Source organism: Vibrio sp. Vb1018 (genome assembly GCF_033338775.1).
In the GTDB taxonomy this organism is placed as follows: Bacteria; Pseudomonadota; Gammaproteobacteria; order Enterobacterales; family Vibrionaceae; genus Vibrio; species Vibrio alginolyticus.
The window spans coordinates 1-22735 of sequence record NZ_JAWOTI010000028.1; the positions used below are offsets into that span (position 1 = coordinate 1).

Genomic DNA, 22735 nt, shown 5'->3' on the forward strand with positions numbered 1-22735 from the left:
TTTAAAATACAAAACGCCCGATGAAGTACATCGAGCGTTTTAGTTAAAAAGTGTCAACCCATATCAGGACGGGTCAGAATGATTTTCTAGCAACCGGTGTATGCACTCTAGTTGTTATTTTCATCGTCATCCTCATCTGCTCGCGCTGCGTATTTTACTCCAACCACACACAAGCCAAACATCACAAATGGGATAACGGCAGCAGTGTATTCCGTCCAAACCATATGAGAGAAAGATTTCGCCAATATCAAGTGTGCAAACACCAACAAAAATGCGCTAAAAATAGCAACACCCATCAACCTAAGTTCATGCTTTACCAACTGCTTTTTCATTACGGCTCCTAACCTAAATGGTTGTCTGCCCATGATTGAAACACAGCTTCGGTATCGTCCACTGATACAGTTTGAGCAAAAAACAGGTAAACAGTTGGCTAATGAAGTAATTCTCCGACCGTCTTCACGGCTTGTTCTAATTCATCATTTACAGGTAACGATGTATTAAGCCTCAGGTAGTTCTCATAATTTGGAGCGATAGAAAACAACTGACCAAATGCTACAGTGATGTTCGCTTCCAATAACTTCTGATAAATCGCTTTTCCGCACTTTGTTTTCGGCAGTTCTATCCAAAGAAAATAGCCGCCTTCCGGTTGCGTGTAACGAATCGATTGGGGAAAGTACTTATCAACCAGTTCAATAAACGCCAATTGCCGCTGCTCAAGATTCTTTCGCAGTTTTCTAAGATGGCTATTATAACTATCGTTTTGCAAGTAATGCGCGATACCCTGCTGGATTGGTGCACTGCCTGACAACGTCGAGATAAGTTGCAGCTTTTGAAGTTGCTCATTGAAGCGTTTGTTTACCACCCAGCCCAGCCTATAGCCAGGGCAAAGGCTTTTTGAAAATGATCCACAATGCAACACGCGCTCTTGTGTATCAAAAGCTTTAAGTGAGCTTGGCTTTTTTTCAGAAAAATAAAGCTCTGAATACACATCATCTTCGATCAAGTACACATCGTATTTGTCAGCCAGTTCGACGATACGTTGCTTCTGCCCGTCACTTAATAAGGTTCCTGTTGGATTGTGAAAGTTAGTCATTAACCAACATGCGCGAACATCATTGCCGGCAAAAGTCGCTTCAATTTGATCCACTGAATGTCCAGTTAACGGATCCACCGTTATTTCTATCGCCTTTAGACCTAAACGTTCAATCGCTTGAAGTGCGCCATAAAACGTCGGTGATTCAACTACAACAGTATCTCCAGGCTGGGTCACGGCCTGAAGGCTCAAATTCAATGCTTCTAATGCGCCAGAAGTAACGACAATATCATCATGGGTAAACACCATACCTTGTTGGATGTACCGTTGAGCAATCAAACGGCGTAGAGACTCACAGCCCGGCGGCAAGTTATCCAATAACGTCTCTGCCCCCATCTTCCTGCCTGAGCTGGCTAGGTTGCGGTTTAGCGCTTCTAATGGGAACAATGCAGGGTCTGGAAACGCGGAGCCAAACTTCACCGCATTCGGTGAGGCCTGATTTTTGAGGTAGTCGTAAAGTTCATCGTTGATGCTGGAGCGATAAACGGAAGTGGCTGGAGAACTCGGTTCGAAGCGGTCCAACTCCGCAGTCACAAAGTATCCAGACTGAGGTTTCGCTGCGACCCAACCTTGTGCTTCGAGCAACTGATAAGCTTGTAATACCGTACCTGCGCTGACAGAATGGTTTCGGCTTGTTACACGCACTGATGGCAGCTTTTCCCCTGCTCTCCATGTATTTTGCTGAATCTGCGTTTTGAACAGCTCAGCCAGTTGACGGTATCGGTTCATGTTTCCCTCATTTCACTTACAGCCGCACCATAGCATACTTCGCGCCAGCATTCTGATATGGGAGTATTCAATTTAGCAACGTAATTTATCAAGCTTATCAATAGATATTTCAGCCACGAAGTGAGCGTTTATATCCCATACTTTGACTGTTACACACATATTGCCTCACATCTTTGCAATACCTAAAAGCCAAGGTTTTACGTTGGACTGAGTTCGTTAAACTCACTTCGAGCTACGGTCTTTAAATCAGGAGGAAGCGATGAAAGTTTTTACAATGGACGATCTCTCGTATCGCGGAAAACATAAAGGTGTACATAGTTGGGACCATCCTGGCAGTACCACCCCTTATTATTGGCATCCTGATTGGCTGCATATCGCTGAAGATGCTTTGGGTGAACACAAAAAGGCTGACCTTGAAGTCCCTGATGGAGAAACAGCGACAGAAGAGCATGCAAAAGCGGCGATTCTCAAACACTTGAATGACGAGTAGTTTAGGCTCTATCACCGTTCATGAATAGCATTAGGTAGGCGAATCCATCGTTGTATGCTTTAAACACAAATAAAGCTAAAACCTGCCAAATAGTAAATTCTTCTGAATGAGAAGTACGCATCTTCTATAGCGTTCAAAGGGCAAAATAAGTCGATTGTTATCACATTAATTTTCATTACATCTGTTACATTTAAATAGTAATGGTGATGCACACCTCAACTCATGGATTATGAGAGAAAACAATAATGGCGAAATACAACGAAGAAGATATTAAATACAAAGGTGAATCCAACGGCGTACATTCTTGGAGCTCTCCTTCCGGCCAACCTTATTACTGGCATCCAGATTGGTTACACGTTGCAGAAGATGCGACGGGTACGCATCCGAAGCAAAAACTTGAAGTTGAAAAGACAGAAGTACCAACCGAAAAGCACGCGTTAAAAGCGATCTTAAAGCATATGAACGACTGGGCGACTGAAAAACTTTCTTCTAACCCTGACATCGAAACCAATGCGGTTGAGTCGGAAATCAATCTGAAGAAATAACCCCAACCGATATCCATACTCTAACAGTAAACGCTCCACCTTTGGTGGGGCGTTTTTGTCTCAACAAATCCTCACTAGACAATTATAAACGTGTTAACGCAAAGCACTGAATTGAAACGATTGGGATGTGTGCAAAACTTCTCCAACCATGGCATAAATGCCCTTCAAACTCTGTGCCTACCAAACGTTTTCATGGCAAAAACTTTAGTTATGTTAGAATTCTGTTTCAAATCGCAACTTTTTTAGGTTTTCTTTTCAGTAACGGTTGTAACCAATATTGCTGAAAGGTATAAATGTTAGCACACCCCTTCGATTAACATGGATGAAGATTATGTTTGAAAAAGTAGTTGCCGCTCCGGCTGACCCTATTCTTGGCCTTACTGAAGAGTTTAAAAAAGATGCTCGCGCAGACAAAATTAACCTTGGCGTAGGTATTTACAAAAACGAGCAAGGCGAAACTCCCGTTCTTGCGACAGTAAAGAAAGCTGAAGCAGCACTTGTTGAAACTGAAAAAACCAAATCTTACCTAACCATCGAAGGCACAGCAGAGTACGGCATTGCAGTGCAAAAACTGCTTTTCGGCTCTGATGCAGAAATTGTAAACGAAAAACGCGCTAAAACAGCTCAAGCTCCGGGTGGTACTGGTGCACTACGTGTTGCCGGCGAGTTTATTAAACGTCAACTAGGCGATGTAAAGATCTGGATCAGCAACCCAACATGGGCAAACCACAACGGCGTATTTACTGCTGCTGGTATCGAAACGGCACAATACAGCTACTACAATGCTGAAACAAAAGACAAAGACTTCGATGCGATGCTAAATGATCTGCAATCTGCATCTGAAGGCGACATCGTGCTTCTACACGGCTGCTGTCACAACCCTACAGGGATCGATCCTACGGCTGAAGAATGGGAAACATTGGCGAAACTTGTCGCAGAGAAGAAATTGCTTCCTCTGTTCGACTTCGCCTACCAAGGCTTTGCTAAAGGTGTGGAAGAAGATGCTGCAGGTCTTCGTACTTTTGCTAAATACAACAAAGAAATCCTAGTCGCGAGCTCTTTCTCGAAAAACTTTGGCCTATACAATGAACGCGTAGGTGCCTTCACGTTAGTAGCTGAGTCAGAAGAAGTCGCAACAACCGCTTTTTCTCAAGTTAAAGCCATTATTCGCTCTATCTACTCTAACCCACCTGCACACGGCAGCGCTGTCGTGACTCACATTCTTGGCAACGCCGAAATGCGTGCGGAATGGGAAGCTGAAGTAGCAGAAATGCGTGACCGCATTCAAGAAATGCGTGAACTGTTTGTAGCGACACTAAAAGCAGAGGGTGTGGACGCAGACTTTAGTTTCATCGAACGTCAAAATGGTATGTTCTCTTTCTCTGGTCTTTCTAAAGAGCAAGTTAACCGCCTTAAAGAAGAGTTCGGTATTTACATTGTCGGTTCTGGCCGAATCAGTGTTGCTGGTATGACGAAGTCAAATATGGGCCCTCTATGTAAAGGCATTGCAGCGGTTTTATAATCGACTGTCGCATACTTTATTAAAAGGAAAGGTCAGCATAAGCTGACCTTTTTTGTTTTAACTTAACGCCAAAAACGAACCCGTCCGATCTAGTAGACAAACTTCAAACTCAGCCCTACTTCATTGACGTAATCTGAGCTTTCACCGCTGTAATCAGTATCTCTAAACTGATAAAAAAGACCAGTGCCGATGACTTTATGCCATTGGTAGTTAAGACCGATCTTAAAATTGTTCTCATCAACGATATCACTACGGTTCAACTCCACTTCAGCTGTCGCAATAAGCTTTTCACTGAGCAAGTAATTCACCCCAACAGTTACAGCTTGAATCAATTCGCTATCGGAAGACAACGTATTATCCGTTTTGTCGTCCGTCGCTTTCGCTTTGATTGCGCCTATTCCATATAGCCCGTAGATATCGAATTGCTCTGTAACTCCATAACGGTAACCACCACCAAACAAAAGGCGGTCAATGCGAAGAGTAAAATCATCCGGATGGAAAAACTGCGCTGAGTAATCAACATTAAACAACCAGTTCTCAGTAAACAAATAGTTACCACCGAGTCCAACTGTGGTCGCATTAGAGTTATCTAACCATTCTTCGTTTGTCGTTCCGGCACCAACATCCAAATGAATGTGTTCGTACCCAAATTTTTCTGCTTGGTGCATGACCGCTGCGCTTGATATCGCCGGCAAAGCAGCTAAAGAAACAAGCAATAAATTTCTCACCATTCGACTTCCTTTCATGAGAATTATCTAAACACTGTATTCCATCGCCTGAGCTACTTGGCTCAAGAAGAATAGCTTAATCTAAAGACGTGATAACGATCTGAAACAGCCAAAGAGCTAATCAGTCATCACGAAGAAAACATATCGACGACGTCTTTTTCAATTGAGGTGACCATATAGTAGTAAAAATGAAGCTCCCTTATCGTGCGATATGTCAGAATCTTATGACTGAGCACGAAAATCGCGGTTCAGATAAGACTCTGTTTTAAAACTAAGTTAAGATTACTTTATTATTTGCGAACTAAAAGGCGCCTTCGATGGATGCAGAACTTCTCGAGATTTACAACTTTCTCGCCAAGTATCCCCCGTTCAATGAACTCCCTGAAGAAACACTAAACAAGGTGACAGAGAGTGTCGAAATCTCGTACTACCGAGAAGATACCCCCATCATCCATTTTGGAGACTATATCCAAGATTTATACGTGGTGCGAAGCGGTGTTGTTGAAGTTTATCGACGCAAAGGTGAGCTGTATAACCGCCTTGACGAAGGTGACCTATTTGGCCAGATGGGCATGCTCACCAATAACAAAGTCCGCTTTCCGGTAAAAGCCATTGAGGATACCCTGCTCTACTGTATTCCTGGTGACATTTTCCAAGAAATTTACGATAACTTTGATTCCTTTGCGGATTTTGTTGAAGTTGAAAATAGCGCTCGTTTACGCCAAGCCATTTCAGAAAACAAAGACGCCAATGACCTGACGACGTCGAAAGTGAAAACCTTGCTGACTGGCGATGCTCATACGATTGATCGTGGTCAGACAATCCAGCAAGCCGCGCAGCAAATGGCGAATGACAACGTATCGGCTTTACTTATCGTCGACCCAGATTTCGTTCGTGACGAAGACGATCCACAGTCCCCAGTACTTGGTATCATTACTGACCGTGACTTGTGTACCCGTGTGTTAGCTGAAGGTTTGTCCCCACAGGACGATGTGTCCAATGTGATGACCACGGAGGTCATGTCTCTTGACCACAACGCTTACATCTATGAAGCAATGTTAACGATGCTGCGTTACAACGTACATCACCTACCAGTGGTAAAAAACCAATTACCAATCGGTATTATCGAAACAACCGACATTGTTCGTTATGAATCTCAGAATTCGTTGTTGTTGGTGAGTAGTATTTTCCAACAACAGACTATCGAAGATTTAGCCGTTGTTGCCGAAGAAGTGAAAAGCAGCTTCGTGCGTCTGGTCAATGAAGATGCCAACTCTCACATGGTGGGTAGCGCGATGTCGGTCATTGGCCGAAGCTTCAAACAGCGTCTGCTAGAAATGGCAGAAGAAGAGCTTGGCCCACCGCCAATTCCTTATTGTTTCCTTGCACTTGGCTCAATGGGGCGAGATGAGCAACTGTTGGTGACTGACCAAGATAACGCCATCATTCTAGATGAGACCTATCAAGAAGAGAAACATGGTAAATACTTCGAAGCCCTAGCAAAATACGTCAGCGATGGGTTAGATGCCTGTGGCTACAAATATTGCACAGGTGATATTATGGCAACCAACCCACTATGGCGCATGACTCGTTCAGAGTGGGAAGAGTGTTTTGCTGACTGGATTGATAACCCGAACCCGAAAGCACTACTCAACGCCTCCATCTTTTTCGACTTGGATGGTGTCTATGGCCGCTTAAAATGGGCAGAACAGTTAACTAGCTTTATTGTTCGTCGCGCTCGAAAGAACAACCGCTTCTTAGCGTGTTTGGCTCGTAACGCACTAAACAGAACACCACCTCTAGGCTTCTTTAAAGACTTCGTGATGGAAAAAGATGGCAGACACAACAACTCCATCAACCTCAAACGTCGCGGTACTGCTCCTCTGGTCGACTTAATTCGTGTTCACTCTCTGGCAGTTGGCTCACGTGCACAGAACTCGTTTGAGCGTCTCGACGACATCATTGACGCTGGCATTTTGCCAAAAGGTCGAGCACAAGACTTAAAAGACGCGTTAGAGTTTATTTCCATGGTGCGTATTCGTCACCAAGCGACGGATGTGGAACTAGGCATTGATCCTGATAACAATATCGAACCAGAAAACCTCTCTGAGTTTGAACGTCGCAACCTAAAGGATGCATTCCAGATCCTAAGCAATGGTCAAAATTTCCTTAAGTTCCGCTACCAAGCGAACAAGAGCTTTAAGTGAGGTTTAGCATGATTAAAAAGCTCTTTCAGAGGCCAACCATTCAGTGGCCAACGAAGTTTGAACAAAAGCTGGAGATGGCGAAGGATGAGAATTTAATTGCGTTTTATAGCAACAAGCCGCCTGCTCCAGAAACACCGTTATCTGAGGTGGAGTTCGTGGCGTTAGATTTCGAAACGACGGGTTTGAATCCTGAAAAACATGACATCATTACTATTGGTTTGGTGCCGTTTAACCTGAAGCGAATTTTCCTACGTAACTCGCGTCATTGGAAGGTACGTCCACAGCGTGCACTCGATGAAGATTCAGTCATTATACACGGTATTACTCACAGCGAATTGATCGATGCACCTGACTTAGGCGATATCTTAAGCGAGCTGCTACCATGCTTAAGCGGGAAAATCATTGTTGTTCATTACCGTCGTATCGAGAGAGAGTTTCTGGATAAAGCGCTCAAAAGCCGTTTAGGGGAAGGTATTGAGTTTCCTGTTTTAGATACGCTGCACCTTGAAGAAACGATTCAACAGAAACGTTCAGGCTCTCTCTGGGAGCGTTTAAAAGGGAAAAAACCAGAATCGGTTCGGCTAGCGCAATCTCGACGCCGTTATGGGCTGCCAGACTATACGCCTCACCATGCATTAACCGATGCAATTGCTACCGCAGAGCTACTGCAAGCGCAAATCGCCCATCATTACAGTGAAGAGCAACCCATCAGTGAGTTCTGGCTGTAGTATACTTCACGCTTAATAGCGATCAAAAAAGGAGCCAGATGGCTCCTTTTTACTTAGGTTGAGACAAGATTACAGCTTAAAGCGTTGAATCTCTTGTTCAAGTTCGTGTGATAGCTCAGACAGGTGAGCAGCTTGTTCTGCTGCTTGATGAGCTTCGACTGACAACTCGTTAGACACGTCACGAATACCTTCAGTGTTACGAGTGATCTCAGTGGTTACCGATGCTTGCTCTTCTGCTGCTGAAGCAATCTGCGTTGCCATATCACTGATACGCTCAACAGCAGTGTGGATTTGCGTCAAGCTCGCTGCAGCCGCATTGGCATCATCAACACTGGTATCAGCTAGACGACGACTGTCACCCATAATACCGACCGCTTTGGCTGTTGTGCCTTGTAGCATCTCGATAGTTTCTTGAATCTCTTGCGTTGAAGCATGAGTACGTTGGCTCAATACGCGGACTTCATCTGCAACCACAGCAAAACCACGGCCTTGCTCACCTGCACGTGCCGCTTCGATCGCCGCGTTCAGTGCAAGTAGGTTCGTTTGCTCTGCAATGCCTTGAATCGTTGATAGAATCGTATTGATGCTATTTCCGTGTGCTTCTAGCTCTTGAATCACATCAGTAGCAACTTGAACTTCTTGCGCTAAGTTCTGAATAGAGCCTTGCGTTTGAGTTACTTGGCTAGAACCATGTGAACAAGCTTGAACCGCTTCTTCTGAGTTACTTGCCGTGCTATCAGCATTACCTGCAATTTCTTGTGTCGCTGCTGCCATTTCGTTCACAGCCGTCGCCACCATGTTGATTTCATCTTGCTGGTAAGAGATACGCTGACTACGCTCCTCAGCTTGCTGTGCTGTCGTGCGTGCTTGCTCTGAAAGCGCAGAAGATACGTGGCTAAGCTTAGTAACCATTGTGTGCATGTTGCCAACAAAACGGTTGAAGTTTTCCGCCAGTTTACCTACTTCATCATCACTGCGTGGCTCTAGGCGTTGCGTTAAGTCACCTTCGCCAGATGCAATTTCTTCCAGTGCATTTGATACGCGGTTCAAGTCACGGAACAAGAAACCAACTAGCCAAGAAACTGCAAGAATAACCACAATCGTGATCGCCACAGCAGTGAACAATAGATCTCGTAGCAATACCGCATGACCTGCTTCTTCTGTTGCGCGATCCATTTCAATCGCAAACATCCAATGCGTACCAGGAACTTTATTGAAGTAGTAAAGCTTCTCTTTTCCTTTGATTACCGTATCTTCGATACGACCTTCATCGGCGGCACGCTCAATTGCCTCTTCTGAAAAATCTTTTAGAACACTGGTGATAGGCTTAAGCGTCAAGCTTTTATCTGGATGCGCTAAGAAGGTGCCTTCATTCATGTCGATTAGCATCGCATGCGCGTTTTCACCTGCATCTAAGTTAATCACATCGCTGATAAGCTGATCGATCAGCACGTCCGCACCAACAACACCAACAAACTGACCATTTTTCATTACTGGCTCAGCAATGGTCACAAGTAGTGCATTCGTGATTGCGTCTTGATATGCGGCTGTGATGATTTGCTTACCCGCGGCATCAGCATCCTTGTACCAAGGACGTGTGCGAGGGTCATAATCAGCACGGTTACGCTCCGGATGAGAGCGGTACATATCACCGTTTGGTGTACCAAGGAAGATGTCATCGAAGCCACCAGCCTTGCGAGCTTGTTGTAGGAAAGGAACAACGTCTTGCTCGGTCGAGTAGTCGTTGAACGCAGTGGCAATATCTTTACGGATATTGACCCAATCAGAAATTCCCTCTGACGCAGTAGTACTAAGACTTTGCGCACGTGAATAGACACCTGAACGAGTCTGATCAAATAATTGACCAGCCGACAACCAAGTAAGTGCTGTTGCCATCACAACAACAGCAGAAAGGCTTGCGCCTATAAGCTTTTGTTTTAATGATAATTTCATATTTATAGTTTTTTGAGTTGGGAGAACAGTTAAGGTGCATGAATATTACACACTTTTTTACGACTATTCACTAATTTTTAAAAAACAAAATAGCACATTAACTCTTTGTAAAATATGAACTTTCATGTGTCATTTTTTTGTCTCAAGCGTCATAAAAACCGCACAAAAAAAGCCAGCAAATTGCTGGCCTTTTGATTAATTGTTAGTCAGACGGTTTTATAAAATGCCGAATTACTGACGCTCAGTTCGCATACCCATCAATAAGCTCACACACATTGCAAGCAGAATGAAGGTAAATGGCAGTGCTGTAGAAATGGCACCGGCCTGAAGAGCTTGAACCGCCTCGGAGCCACCAATCCATAGCAGAGCAACCGCAATTGCACCTTCCATGAATGCCCAGAAGACACGTTGAAGTACAGGTGCATCGACTTTACCACCTGCCGTGATACTGTCGATAACAAGTGAACCAGAGTCAGAAGACGTAATGAAGAACACAAGTACCAGCACAACAGCGATGATAGAAAGCATGCTACCAAATGGAAGAACATCAAACATTTGGAACATAGCAAGTGATACGTCAGTCAAGCCATTTGTGCCCAGCTCACCTACTTTATCAACAACTTGCTCGATCGCAAGGCCACCAAATACAGACATCCAAACAACGGTAACCGCAGTTGGAACCAGCAGAACTGCTGTGATGAACTCGCGAACGGTACGGCCACGAGAAACACGCGCGATGAACATGCCTACGAATGGCGACCATGAAATCCACCAAGCCCAGTAGAACACTGTCCAGCCTTGGAACCAAGCTTCGTCCGTACGACCAAACGGGTTACTTAGTGGGATGATATTCTCTACATATGCCATAAGTGTGGTTGGAATCGAACCTAGGCTCGCCGCCCAACCGATAAGACCAACAAGGAGAAGTAGCAAGAACGCCACAACCATGTTGATGTTACTAATGACTTTAACACCACCATCGATGCCGCGTACGACTGAAACAACAGCAAGTAAAGTCACCACGGTAATAACGACGATTTGTAGGCCCAGGCCTGGCTCAACACCAAATACGTGATGAATACCACTTGCTGCTTGCTGCGCACCTAGACCTAGGGATGTAGCAAGACCAAATAAAGTCGCAAGCACAGCCAGAATGTCCACAATGTGGCCAGCCCAACCCCATGCACGATCACCCAGAAGTGGGTAGAAGATCGAACGCATAGATAGCGGTAAACCTTTGTTGTAGGCAAAGAATGCTAATGAAAGTGCTACAACACCGTAAATTGCCCATGGGTGAAGGCCCCAGTGGAACATCGTTGCACCCAGTGCCAATCTCGCGGCTTCTGGTGTATTTGCCTCAACACCAAGTGGCGTTTCATACCAACCGGTGAAGTAAGCGACAGGTTCTGCAACACTCCAGAACATTAAACCGATACCCATACCAGCTGCAAATAGCATTGCAAGCCATGACATAAACGAGTAATCGGCAACAGCGTCTTTACCACCTAGTCGGATCTTACCCATTGGTGAGACGATAAGCGCCAAACAGAAAATAACGAAAATGTTACCTGCAATAATGAACAACCAATCGAATGAACCAATAATTTTCCACTTCAGCCCATCAAGTGCCGTCTTTGCGGTATGTGCATCTAGAACTAATGCAGCGACAAGAAACAGCGCAATTAAACCTGCACTAATACCAAAAACTGGGTTATGAACATCAAAACCCCATTTTTGAACGTTGTCCTGACCTACCGTATAGTCGGTACTATCGATACTGTACTTATCTATACCCTTTGTCATCGTTCCTCTCTATTTTTGTAGTGTTTTTACGTACCAAACAAAAAAATCTTTCGAACACGATACGTTTTGCATTCCGTGAAGGCGCAAGATCCTATCATTTGACACGTTTTTGTCTATCTTTTTGCTATTAAAAAATCCAATAACTTACTTTTCACTGTGTGGTTACGGCCTTTGATAGAACAAATCACTACTACAATAGTTAGACCACAAACATTTATTGCTATAATAATTTTAGCTCTTCTTATTTTGTCGAAAAGGCGCGACAAAATGGTATTGAGGACACGGCGTAAAATTGTAGAGGTAATTTTTGATTTCCCCCCTTTAAATAAGGGCGCATTTAAGTTAGTGTCGCCTCGATAAATGTTCCCTACAGACTGGATGAATAAATTGGAAAAGTACGAAGAAGTATTGGTCTCGATTCGTCAGATCATCCGCGCTATTGATTTACATTCTAAAAAGCTGAGCAAAGAGTCTGGATTGACTGCTCCACAGTTGATTTTGATGCGCGCTATCAATGACTTAGATAACGTGACGATTAAACAGTTGTCTAGCCACACTAACATGAGCCAAGCGACCGCAACGACCATTCTAGATAGACTAGAACGAGGCCAGTTTGTTGAGCGTCAGCGCAGTGTTCAAGACAAGCGTAAAGTGCATGCTGTACTTACGAGCAAGGGCCAAGAAGCCTTAAAACAAGCACCAACGCCGCTGCAAGAGCACTTCATTAATCGATTCCAAAAATTGGAAGAATGGGAGCAATCCCTTCTACTATCTTCCGTTCAACGCATCTCGACGATGATGAATGCAGAGGACATCGATGTTGCTCCAATGCTCGAGCTTGGTAGCATTACCAAAGCCGATTAGTTTCGCTCCCACGTGCTCGCTTTTTGCGGGCACTACTCTCCTACTCAGTCAACCCAGTTTCAAACGCATATTTTGCTAACTCTGCCGTCGAATGTAAGTCCAACTTGTGCTTAATGTTATGGCGATGCGTCTCTACCGTTCGATAACTAATATTGAGTAAAGTGGCGATTTTCTTGCTGCTGTTTCCTTGAGCAACTAATTTAAGTACCGCCTCTTCCCTGCGGCTGAGAGGATTCGTTTTTTGCGTGGCAGGCACCACTTCTTGGGTAAAGAGTGTTTGTGTGACGGATTCACAGAAATACGTCGAGCCTTGGTTAACCGTTTTTATTGCTTGCACCATTTTCTCGGCCGAGATTTCCTTGAGCATGTATCCTACGGCACCAGCTTGCATGACCTTCATGATGTACTCGCGATTATCGTGCATGGTCAACATAAGTATTTTGCTCTCTGGGCGAGCTTCTTTAATTACACCAGTCGCTTCAATACCGTTCATTATTGGCATGCTGATATCCATCAATATGACGTCCGGTTGCAAGTGCTTTGCGACCTCTATCGCTTCCAAGCCATTACTTGCTGTACCCACCACTTCGATGTCAGGCTCTAACTCCAAACGAGCCATGAAGCCATCCAATACTACTTGATGATCATCGACAATCACTACACTAATCGGTTTATCCATAAACTATTTCATCCAAATTAAGCAGCACAGTAATCTCTGTTCCCAAGCCAAGCTCACTCATTAGCTCAAATTCACCACCGATGAACTCTACACGCTCTTGCATGTTCCTTAACCCAATCCCTTGTTGGTGCACTGCATGGTTAACCACAAATCCAACCCCATCGTCACGTATGAGTAATTGCAGCATATTGCCCATTTTTTGCAAAGTAACCGTTACTTTTTTCGCTCGCGCATGTTTTGCAATGTTATTCAAAGACTCCTGAGCGACGCGATATAGCGTCGTTGCGACTTCCGAAGTCAGTTTGTGCTGCTGAGTATCGAAATTGCTCTCGATATCAATCCCGGAATGGGAATGAAAATCCTGTAGCAAGGTCGTCAGTGCTGCTTCTAAACCGATATCATCGAGGGCGCTTGGACGGAGCTGATGAGAAATATGCCGCACCTCATTTATCGCGGTGACGAGCGATCGTTGTGATTTATCTAAGTGGGATTTGAGTTTTTCGTCTTCAAGTCTATGACTCATTAAGTCTAAATGACATTTACTGGAGACTAACAACTGATTGATTCCATCGTGCAGTTCTCGCGCTAAATGCTTTTTCTCATCTTCTTGGAACATCACGGTTTTATGTGCCAATTCTTTCAGGTTCTTATCAGCGAGGCGATGCTCGTGCAGATTGATCGCCAAAGTGAGAACAATGATTACAGCAACGGTCACCGCTAAGATCACGACGACTGAGAAAAATGTCGTTTCGATATTTTTGTTCACTGCCGCGCGCATATTGGCGACTTCTCGGCTGACATCCTCAATATACAGCCCAGTCCCTATCATCCATTCCCACTTATCGAGCCATGCAGCGTAACTAAGCTTAGGGACAACTTCACCTGTAGATGGCTTTTGCCACAGGTACTGATGAAATCCACCACCTGATTGCGCTTGATACAATAAAGCTTCGATTAAGCGATCGCCATTTTCGTCTTCAAGATAGAGTAAGTTTTCCCCGACAAGCTCCGGAAGAACTGGGTGTACAAGGTTGGTACCATATTTATCATAAGCAAAAAAATAGCCGTCCGACCCATAACTCAAACGATTTAAAATCGCTTTCACACGCGTTTTGGCAACACTCTCTTCTAATGTCGGATCGTTGTAGATGTAAGAAATGGAGTCAAAAGCGACGTCGACCGTATCTTTCAGCGCCGCTTCTTTTGATTGGATCAGGTTTTGATGAAAGATCTCTACCTCCCTTTTGCCAAGGGTCTTGGTTTGATAGATAGAGATCCAGCTGATACTCGCTGACACCAATACCACGGGTATCAGTGTCAGCAGAATTAACTTTGCTTTGAGAGGCATCCCTTCCCTCCATGAAACGCTGCCTTTACAGCTTACTATCTTAGCAGTACAAACTAATCGATTGTGTCTGCATAGACATAATTAACAGCTTAACAACTTGTCTCAAAAGGTAAAAACTCTCAGTTCACAAAATCTCTTTATTATCGAGTGATTAACTCATACCGTAAAAACCTGGGAAAAACAGCAAAGACGTCAACACAACAATCTGAATCGCGATGAATGGCATCACACCTTTGTAGATATCACGCGTAGTAACCCCTGCTGGAGCGACACCTTTTAGATAGAACAAACTAAAGCCAAATGGCGGTGTGAGGAACGACGTCTGCAAGTTCATCGCAATAAGAATCGCAAACCACGTCATATTAATGCCCATCAATTCAGCGACTGGCGCAATAATTGGCACGATGATAAAACAGATTTCAACGAAGTCGATAAAGAAACCTAAAATCAGAATCACCACCATGGTAATAATAAGGAATCCCCACTTTTCACCCGGCAGTTCTAACATCCACTCTTCAACTAAATAATCACCACCAGTGTAGGTAAATGCCATTGAAAAGGCGGTCGCACCAAGTAAGATCGCAAAGACCATTGCGGTTACTTTAACTGTCTCTTTTGATGCATCATAAATCATCGACCAACTAAACTGTTTATACAATAGTGATAAAATAATCGCACCTGCACCCCCCAGTGCCGCTGACTCTGTTGGTGTTGCAATCCCTGCAAAGATGGAGCCCAATACCACGATGATCAATGCTAAAGGTGGCAATACAGCTTTCAGTGCGGTGAGCACTTCTTGTTTACGACTGATCGACTCATCGCGCTCTATCGCCTGTGCGGCTTGAGGGTTCAACTTCGCGTAGATGAGAATGTAGATCACATAGGCGCCAACAAGTGTAATACCGGGCCAGATCGCAGCTTGAAATAGGTCCCCTACCGGTACGCCAAGTACATCACCCAACAAGATCAATACGATAGAAGGTGGGATAATTTGGCCCAACGTGCCAGACGCACAAATAGTCCCACACGCTAAACCTTTGTCGTAATTGTACTTGAGCATCACAGGAAGAGATATTAAGCCCATCGCAACAACTGATGCGCCTACCACACCCGTTGAAGCTGCAAGCAATGCGCCAACTAACACGGTAGAAATAGCGATACCACCGCGAACGCCACCGAACAAACGCCCCATTGATTCTAGTAGCTGTTCAGCAAGCTTCGTTTTCTGTAGCACTAGCCCCATAAAAACGAACAGCGGTACGGCCATTAGCACCGTATTTTCCATAATGGACTGAATTCGATATGGCATAAAAGCAAACATCTCGATGCCTTCAGCCCAAACACCAAAAATCAGCGCGATACCACCAAAAGTAAAGGCAACGGGAAATCCCAATAGAAGCGCAAAGAGCGCAACAAAAAACATCACTATACCGATCATAATGACTTCCTTTTACGACTTACCGTTATTACCGGCATAGATGAGATGAGGGTTGACAATTTTGTTGATTGAATGAAGTAATAATCCAATACCACTCACCGCCATAAAGAAAAATGACAGCGGAATCATCGCTTTGATAATCCAACGATATGGTAAGCCACCTGGGTCACCAGACGTCTCGCCTAACGCGTAACTTTCCTTGGCGAAATCAATACCAAACCAAGCTACCAGTAGGCAAAAAGGGAATAAGAAAAATAGTGTGCCTATGATGTCGATGATGGATTGTGCTTTGTAAGATAAGCGTTCATAAAAAATGTCGACGCGAACATGGCCACCGGACTTAATTGCGTAAGGCACACCAAGCAAGAACACGGCAGAGAATAGATACCATTCCATTTCTTGGAATGCGATAGACACATCATTAAACACGTAACGCATGACAACGTCGTACACAACGTTTGCTAACAACAAAATAAACAGGATGCTGGATAACCATCCGAGAAAATCGCTAAAGCGGTTAAATAATCGCTCAATATAAATAAGACTTCTCATTCCGAACTCCGTGGAACGTTTAGATGCGCTCCGCTATGGTGCGGAGCATTCATTATGAAGTTTTCTTGGGCTTCGATAGCAGGCTAAACCTCTTGGCATCGCCTGCTTCATAACGTTATTGTTGAGCTTGACTGTTTAAGTACGCTCGGTGCGAAATATCTGACCATGGTCGAACTTGATTCATATAGTTCGCTTGCGACTCTTGAATCTCTTTCGCCAAAGCATCTTTTTCTGCATGTTCTTTCAACAAACGATCGTTTGCTTCTCGCAACGCAGCTACGACTTCAGGTGGGAAATCTTTTACTTCAACATTTGGGTATTCAGACTTAATAGATGCCCAGTTTTTGCCGCTTTCGTGTTTCGATTGCGTGTACATATCGTAAGCGGCCGTTTTCATGGCTACTTGCAAAATCGCTTTTAGATCATCAGGTAGACGGTTCCAGGTGCGCTTGTTAACGAGGAACTGAAGCTCAGTCGCTGGCTCATGCCAACCTGTGTAGTAGTAAGGCGCGATTTTGTGGAAGCCCATACGTAGATCCAGCGATGGACCAACCCATTCCAAGGCATCAATTGTGCGACGCTCTAGAGAAGTATATAGCTCACCAGGGGCGATATTCGTTGGCTTGGCACCTAACTCAGCCAAAATCTCACCAGCAAATCCTGGGATACGCATTTTCAAACCCTGTAAGTCCTCGACGGACTTGATCTCTTTTTGGAACCACCCGCCCATCTGAGTATCGGTATTACCGCCAGGGAAAGACATCAAGTTATGTGGAGAGTACACTTTTTCCATCAGCTCCATACCACCGCCGTAGTAAAACCATGCATACTGCTCAGTTGGCAACATACCGAAGGGCATAGAAGTGAAGTAAAGTGTGTTTGGAACCTTACCCTTCCAGTAATAAGACGCTGAGTGACCCATGTCATACTGACCCGACTTAACCATATCAAACACCCCAAAAGGCGCTTTATGCTTGTTTGCGGAATCAATGCGGATTTGCAAACGTCCGTTGGACATCTCTTCCGCCATTTTGGCCATGTTTTTTGTGGTATCACCAAAAATTGGGAAATTAGGCCCCCAAGTTTCAGCAAGCTTTAAACGATAGACTTTTTCAGCAGCGTTTACAGAAGTCGCTGCGAGTGCCATCGCGGCAGCGACAGCGGTTGTTTTGAGCACTCGTTTTAAAGATTTTTGGATTAGACTCATCGTTCACGTCCTTTATCACCAAGGTTATTGTTGTCATCCATTTCATTAGGATTGGCTGTATTCGGTATAAAAGATGTAACAATGTTGTCTAATGCGAAATGGGCATGAACACGGAAGCGAGTGATTCATCAATAAGGCATTAGCCTAAGGTATTACGTACAAGTACGTAGGAAAACCGTCATGACAAAAGACTAATAATAGCAAAATCAATAAATTATATTTTTATCTATGAATAAAAATAAAAGACAATACTTACGTATTTTTCTGCCAAAAAATTTACATAGTATTTAAGAAAATGTGACAAACCACTTATTGGTAGTGTTAAAGTCAGAACTTAATGCATTATTTCCAATACCAAGATAAAAAAATACCTCGGCATCGGCCGAGGTATTCAATCTAGAACGGTAGCGGTAATTAAACTGCTTTGTAGATAACTTTGTTACCTGCTAACTGCTCTTTTTGAACTAGGTTTTCTTCAAGAAGCTTCTTTAGTGCGCCAGTAGCCCATGATGCCGCTTTAGTATCTTCTTGACCTGCAGCTAGACCGATGCCTTTAGGGTTAATACCTTCAGCATTCGCCATAACGATGTCTAATACTTGTTGTTGCTTAGGAGTAAGGGCAACATCAACTGTTTTCACTGCAGCTACTTTTTTATCAGCTACTACTTTCTCCGCAACAGCTTTTTCAGCAACAGAAGGTGCTACTGCTTTTTCCGCAACAGGCTTCACTGCTTTAGGTGCTGCAGCTAAGTTTGCTACTGTCGCTTTAATGCGTTTTTGCAGTTTCATCTGCACTTTACGCTTATGAGCAAGTCTCATTGAATATTTCTCCAGTTCACTGCATCTCAGCAGGGATGAAAATTTGAAGCGCGTTTTATACCAAAATTCACAAGCAATTTGTAGGTTTTAGCGGCGAAACGCGATGAAAAATGCGCTCAAAGCATAGAACGTCTACTATTTAATCAGATATTTTATGAACGGATTTATTGAATACTGGGTATAAAAACAGAGGTTTGTTTTATTTTGAATGCAAGTCAATGCACATAAAGCTGCCCACTCATTTTTGAACAAGTATTCGATGAGGTTATAAGCATGGAAACGCTGCACCTAACAAATTCACATTTCAAACCCGACTCCCCTATCAACAGAATACTTTTGTTGCTCGTTGCACTCATCACTTTGTTTTTGGTTGCCATTTCTCCGGGATGGAAGCAAGCCATGTTGTCGGTCATTTTGATGTCTGCAATCGTTGGTTTCGCCATCTTGATGATTAAGAAAAGCCAAGTCACTTTTACGCTGACAGCTTCTCACTTTCAGCAACACCTTTTTAAAGGAGGTTGGGTCGTCAGATGGCGAAATATTGAGTCAATCGGTATTTGTAGCTACCAACAGGAAGGCTGGCACCAACCGCTACCTTGGATCGGTATTCGTCTAAAACACTACTCACCCTACTTAAATTCAATCTGCCCTCGTATAGCGACTGAAATTCTCCTCAGCCAGCGAGCACTGCTTTACTTAGGCGCGAAACAAAATCAGTGTGAAGATAAGTTTGAGGATATGGTGCTTGACCCTAAACCGTATATAAACAGAGATGGGATTGAGTACAAAGGTTTGTTAGCGATGCTCGCCAACCGGATGAAGTATCAGAGAGGCTTTTATGGCTACGATCTATTTATATCAGCAAGTGATCTAGATCGTGAGGCTGAGGATTTTGTGGGACTGACTCGGCGATACTTAGCTGCCGCCGAGCCAGAATAATGCTTAGTACACGCACTTTTAGTAAAGCGGCATCTCGTCAGCAACGAACGGGTTAGTTTTACGCTCATGACCGAAAGTCGATTGAGGGCCGTGACCAGGGACAAACGTGACATCATTGCCTAAAGGCCACAATTTCTCTTTGATAGAGCTAATCAACGTATTGAAATCGCCTTGTGGGAAGTCAGTTCGACCAATGCTACCGTTAAACAAAACGTCACCCACAAACGCTAAACGCGCTTCTTCACTGTAAAGCACAACGTGACCAGGTGTATGACCAGGTGTGTGGAATACGTTCAGCACTTGATTACCAAAAGTGACAGTGTCACCCTCATTTAGCCATTGGTGCGGTTCAAACGCTTCTGTCAGTGGGAAACCAAACATTTGGCTCTGACCTTCCAAACCTTGCAACCAGAAGTTATCTGCCTTGTGAGGACCAACAATCTCTGTACCGCCAAGCAGTGCAGACAGCGGCTCCGTGCCACCTACGTGGTCCAAGTGACCGTGAGTTAGCACTAGGTTTACCACGTCAACACCCAGCTCTTTGATAAGCATAGCGAGCTGCTTTTCATCGCCGCCTGGGTCAACCACAATGCCTTTCATGGTTTCGTCACACCAGACAATAGAACAGTTTTGAGAGAAAGATGTTACTGGAACAACTTGGTATTTCAGAGCCATAGATAACCTATACCGAATAAATTTGCGTGAAAACTGCCGCAACTATGACACTAAGGCCTAGCGACTTCAAGCTTTGAACTGTGGGTAATCGACGACGTTCTGAGACTAGAAACCTTGTCTCAACTGGCACTACCAGGAACGAACAGCACCCGTATCGATATGAACAAAGTTACTGCCTGGATAATAACCCACGCCACCGGCTTTTAGGCTTAATGCAGCATCACGAACCGTTGAAAGCTTCACGCCGTCTAAACGGAAATCAATGGCCTTTCCTTCCATGTGCATGCTCTTTTTCGCTACACGAGAAGACCCGTTGCGCAGCGAGGCGTTAGTGGCAGGAGAACGGTAACCTGAAATGACGATCACCTCTGCTTCTGTACCAATTAACTTTTGAATTTGACTTATTTGATCGAACAAGCGTCGATCCATGGGATGAACCTCATTTCGTCGATGGTCTCGACAAAACTCATTCAGCCTTTGAAGTTCATCATTAATGTATCGTTTTCCATCGAAATAGCATGTTTCGAGGATCTCTCCAGTATTAAGATTGTTCATCGCCAGCGCACGTGGCTCGTCAGGGAGTGAAGCCCAAGAAAATGATGGCAGGGCAGACGCCAACACCACACCACCAGCGGTCATTTTAAGGAAATCTCGGCGGGAAAAGTTACGACTTACCATTTCAAAATACAGTGCTCAACAACTAGACAAGTCGTGGACATTAACCAAACACATTTGTCACGTCAAACGCATAAAACACTCCATCTTGATTTTCAGACGCAGTAATTATTGTTTAATTATTGAACGAAAAGAGAATTCTTCGTTTTGTAAATTTTCCTTAAAGATTTCAACTGCGGTGATCGTACTTATAGATATCATCACGGTAGTAAAGCGTTCCCTCTTCCAACCATGCTGTTTGATAAATGATGTGTACTTGAATGCGCTCTCCCAAAGGAACTGACGTGTTAGACCGACGAGAACTTTCTCGCTTTTTCGCTAAACGTTCTTCCAACCCCTGAGTTTTGAACAGAAGTTCTGCTAACTGGTCTGCATGTTCTACACGAACACATCCTGAGCTGAATGCGCGTCTGTCCTGTTCAAACAAGTTTTTACTTGGCGTGTCATGCAAATAAATAGCTTGTGGGTTAGGCATATTGAACTTGTACAATCCCAGTGCATTTTGTAAGCCCGACGCCTGTCGCATACGATAAGGAAATGTTCTCGGATTCACCGTTGCCCAATTGATGGTTGTAGGATCAATAATTTCGTTCGAAGTCCAAGACCGAATGATTTGAATGTTATGGTTAATCAAATACATCGGATTACGTTTTACTTTAGGAATAATGTCTTTAACCATGATAGTCCAAGGCACGTTCCAAGTTGGGTTGAGAATAACTGAATCCAGTGCTACCGACATGATGGGCGTTTTTCTTGATGCTCTCCCTACCACGACTTTAGACTCAAACAAGGGTTGACCGTCATGCCAATACGTGACTTCGTATCCAGGCACGTTAACAAAGACAACATTATCCCTTTCTTTCGACCAAATTCTTGAACGCTCAGAATTCAACGCCAACAGATGCAATCGCTCTTGAGGAGAAAAGTTGATCCATCGAATGGTATTCGGGCCGATAACGCCATCTTCTTTCAAACCATGAATACGCTGGAACTCTTTTATCGCAAGCTCTAATTGTTCGTCATATTCTTCAGTGACTAAATCCAAGTAAGAAACATCTACGCCTACGATCTCCATTCGCTCAATCAATAGGGGTCTGTTTTCTAATATATCGCCAACACGTGCTAGCCCAGTTTGTTGATAGGCAGGATATTGGTACTGAGAATGTTCCGATAGCGAAGAATAGGCGGAGTAGAAAGCATCATCTGTTTGTAATGGAGACCGGAGACTTGCCAAAAACTGACCAAGTTTGCCAACCGTAATCTCATTACTCAGAACCGATAAAGTATCGATGCTAGGAGCGGGTAACGTAACATGGGCTTTGTCTGTAAATAGCCAATTAATCCCTTCTTCGGGGAGTTGCTCAAGATAACTAAGGTACATCAAGAGTGAATCTGTCATCACTAAATCGAAGTCGAGATTATCTCCCTGCCACCTTACTTGGTTTATCCGGTGAAGTTGATTTTCGAATTCATCGGTGACATCCGCAAGTGCAACCAGGTTTACTTGAAAAAGAAACTGCTCAATATCACTTTCATTTTCCCAGTTCAAACGGTAATTGGTGCTTTGATACAGTTGATCAATCACCTCTGGATAATGGATCATTTTTTCTACAGACAGCTTTTGTACCGCTCCCTCTTGCTCGACTTGCGCTGAAGCTTCGAGAGAAACGACGGTGGAAAAGCTGCAAAACGGCACCAGAAGTGCCGTCATGATTAAAACCCTAGCAAACACTGAAATGAT

At 44.1% G+C, this 22735-nt stretch carries 21 protein-coding genes; 7 read left to right on the plus strand and 14 right to left on the minus strand.

Annotated elements, in window-relative coordinates; all coding sequences use genetic code 11:
- Window positions 1-107: 107 nt before the first annotated feature.
- Window positions 108-332, minus strand: coding sequence for a hypothetical protein (locus tag R7Z10_RS21255; RefSeq protein WP_017636102.1), 225 nt, complete (start codon window positions 330-332; stop codon window positions 108-110).
- Window positions 333-430: 98 nt separating this feature from the next.
- Complete coding sequence (locus R7Z10_RS21260; RefSeq protein WP_318105876.1) at window positions 431-1822, minus strand: PLP-dependent aminotransferase family protein; 1392 nt, start codon at window positions 1820-1822, stop codon at window positions 431-433.
- Window positions 1823-2081: 259 nt separating this feature from the next.
- On the opposite strand from R7Z10_RS21260, the gene R7Z10_RS21265 reads away from it, so the two are divergent.
- The 3 genes from R7Z10_RS21265 to R7Z10_RS21275 all read left to right on the plus strand — a co-directional run bounded on the left by R7Z10_RS21265 (window position 2082) and on the right by R7Z10_RS21275 (window position 4379).
- Window positions 2082-2312 carry a hypothetical protein gene (locus tag R7Z10_RS21265; RefSeq protein ID WP_017636104.1) on the plus strand — a complete coding sequence of 77 codons (231 nt, stop codon included), beginning with the start codon at window positions 2082-2084 and terminating at the stop codon, window positions 2310-2312.
- A gap of 245 nt (window positions 2313-2557) precedes the next feature.
- Window positions 2558-2857 (plus strand): hypothetical protein, encoded by a 300-nt coding sequence (locus R7Z10_RS21270; protein WP_005376885.1) that lies wholly within the window; start codon window positions 2558-2560, stop codon window positions 2855-2857.
- A gap of 331 nt (window positions 2858-3188) precedes the next feature.
- Complete coding sequence (locus R7Z10_RS21275) at window positions 3189-4379, plus strand: amino acid aminotransferase (protein ID WP_017636105.1); 1191 nt, start codon at window positions 3189-3191, stop codon at window positions 4377-4379.
- Window positions 4380-4468: 89 nt separating this feature from the next.
- On the opposite strand, the gene R7Z10_RS21280 is transcribed toward R7Z10_RS21275, so the two are convergent.
- The gene (locus tag R7Z10_RS21280) at window positions 4469-5110 is read right to left on the minus strand and encodes an outer membrane beta-barrel protein (protein WP_042522781.1); all 642 of its coding nucleotides are present in this window, start codon (window positions 5108-5110) and stop codon (window positions 4469-4471) included.
- 314 nt (window positions 5111-5424) lie between these two features.
- Here R7Z10_RS21280 and R7Z10_RS21285 point away from each other — a divergent pair, with 314 nt between their 5' ends.
- A complete protein-coding gene (locus R7Z10_RS21285; protein ID WP_318105879.1) occupies window positions 5425-7314 on the plus strand; it encodes a DUF294 nucleotidyltransferase-like domain-containing protein in 1890 nt (629 codons plus the stop codon).
- A gap of 8 nt (window positions 7315-7322) precedes the next feature.
- On the plus strand, window positions 7323-8042 hold the full coding sequence (locus tag R7Z10_RS21290) for a 3'-5' exonuclease (protein WP_318105881.1): 720 nt from the start codon (window positions 7323-7325) through the stop codon (window positions 8040-8042).
- 69 nt (window positions 8043-8111) lie between these two features.
- On the opposite strand, the gene R7Z10_RS21295 is transcribed toward R7Z10_RS21290, so the two are convergent.
- On the minus strand, window positions 8112-9995 hold the full coding sequence (locus R7Z10_RS21295; protein ID WP_005376880.1) for a methyl-accepting chemotaxis protein: 1884 nt from the start codon (window positions 9993-9995) through the stop codon (window positions 8112-8114).
- A 231-nt stretch (window positions 9996-10226) separates the two neighbouring features.
- On the minus strand, window positions 10227-11798 hold the full coding sequence (locus tag R7Z10_RS21300; RefSeq protein WP_005376879.1) for a BCCT family transporter: 1572 nt from the start codon (window positions 11796-11798) through the stop codon (window positions 10227-10229).
- A gap of 387 nt (window positions 11799-12185) precedes the next feature.
- On the opposite strand from R7Z10_RS21300, the gene R7Z10_RS21305 reads away from it, so the two are divergent.
- Complete coding sequence (locus R7Z10_RS21305; RefSeq protein ID WP_005376877.1) at window positions 12186-12662, plus strand: MarR family winged helix-turn-helix transcriptional regulator; 477 nt, start codon at window positions 12186-12188, stop codon at window positions 12660-12662.
- Window positions 12663-12702: 40 nt separating this feature from the next.
- Here the strand turns inward: R7Z10_RS21305 and R7Z10_RS21310 are convergent, their stop codons facing one another.
- The 6 genes from R7Z10_RS21310 to R7Z10_RS21335 all read right to left on the minus strand — a co-directional run bounded on the left by R7Z10_RS21310 (window position 12703) and on the right by R7Z10_RS21335 (window position 18705).
- The gene (locus R7Z10_RS21310) at window positions 12703-13341 is read right to left on the minus strand and encodes a response regulator transcription factor (protein ID WP_005376875.1); all 639 of its coding nucleotides are present in this window, start codon (window positions 13339-13341) and stop codon (window positions 12703-12705) included.
- Window positions 13334-14689 (minus strand): cache domain-containing protein, encoded by a 1356-nt coding sequence (locus tag R7Z10_RS21315; RefSeq protein WP_182039496.1) that lies wholly within the window; start codon window positions 14687-14689, stop codon window positions 13334-13336. The genes R7Z10_RS21310 and R7Z10_RS21315 overlap by 8 nt, the downstream gene beginning before the upstream one ends.
- A 151-nt stretch (window positions 14690-14840) precedes the next feature.
- Window positions 14841-16127, minus strand: coding sequence for a TRAP transporter large permease subunit (locus R7Z10_RS21320; protein ID WP_017636111.1), 1287 nt, complete (start codon window positions 16125-16127; stop codon window positions 14841-14843).
- A gap of 12 nt (window positions 16128-16139) precedes the next feature.
- Entirely contained in the window at window positions 16140-16679 is a 540-nt protein-coding gene (locus tag R7Z10_RS21325) for a TRAP transporter small permease subunit (RefSeq protein ID WP_318105886.1), read from the minus strand.
- A 115-nt stretch (window positions 16680-16794) separates the two neighbouring features.
- On the minus strand, window positions 16795-17886 hold the full coding sequence (locus tag R7Z10_RS21330; RefSeq protein WP_017636112.1) for a TRAP transporter substrate-binding protein: 1092 nt from the start codon (window positions 17884-17886) through the stop codon (window positions 16795-16797).
- Window positions 17887-18300: 414 nt separating this feature from the next.
- Complete coding sequence (locus R7Z10_RS21335) at window positions 18301-18705, minus strand: hypothetical protein (protein WP_005376863.1); 405 nt, start codon at window positions 18703-18705, stop codon at window positions 18301-18303.
- 273 nt (window positions 18706-18978) lie between these two features.
- Here R7Z10_RS21335 and R7Z10_RS21340 point away from each other — a divergent pair, with 273 nt between their 5' ends.
- A complete protein-coding gene (locus R7Z10_RS21340) occupies window positions 18979-19644 on the plus strand; it encodes a DUF2982 domain-containing protein (protein WP_005376857.1) in 666 nt (221 codons plus the stop codon).
- A gap of 18 nt (window positions 19645-19662) precedes the next feature.
- Here R7Z10_RS21340 and R7Z10_RS21345 read toward each other — a convergent pair whose 3' ends face one another.
- From R7Z10_RS21345 to R7Z10_RS21355, 3 genes are all read right to left on the minus strand, one after another.
- Window positions 19663-20319 carry an MBL fold metallo-hydrolase gene (locus R7Z10_RS21345; RefSeq protein ID WP_005376855.1) on the minus strand — a complete coding sequence of 219 codons (657 nt, stop codon included), beginning with the start codon at window positions 20317-20319 and terminating at the stop codon, window positions 19663-19665.
- 129 nt (window positions 20320-20448) lie between these two features.
- A complete protein-coding gene (locus R7Z10_RS21350) occupies window positions 20449-20997 on the minus strand; it encodes a DUF882 domain-containing protein (protein ID WP_031778936.1) in 549 nt (182 codons plus the stop codon).
- 166 nt (window positions 20998-21163) lie between these two features.
- Window positions 21164-22705: a murein L,D-transpeptidase gene (locus tag R7Z10_RS21355; protein WP_005376852.1), complete on the minus strand. Its 1542-nt coding sequence runs from the start codon at window positions 22703-22705 to the stop codon at window positions 21164-21166.
- Window positions 22706-22735: the final 30 nt, after the last annotated feature.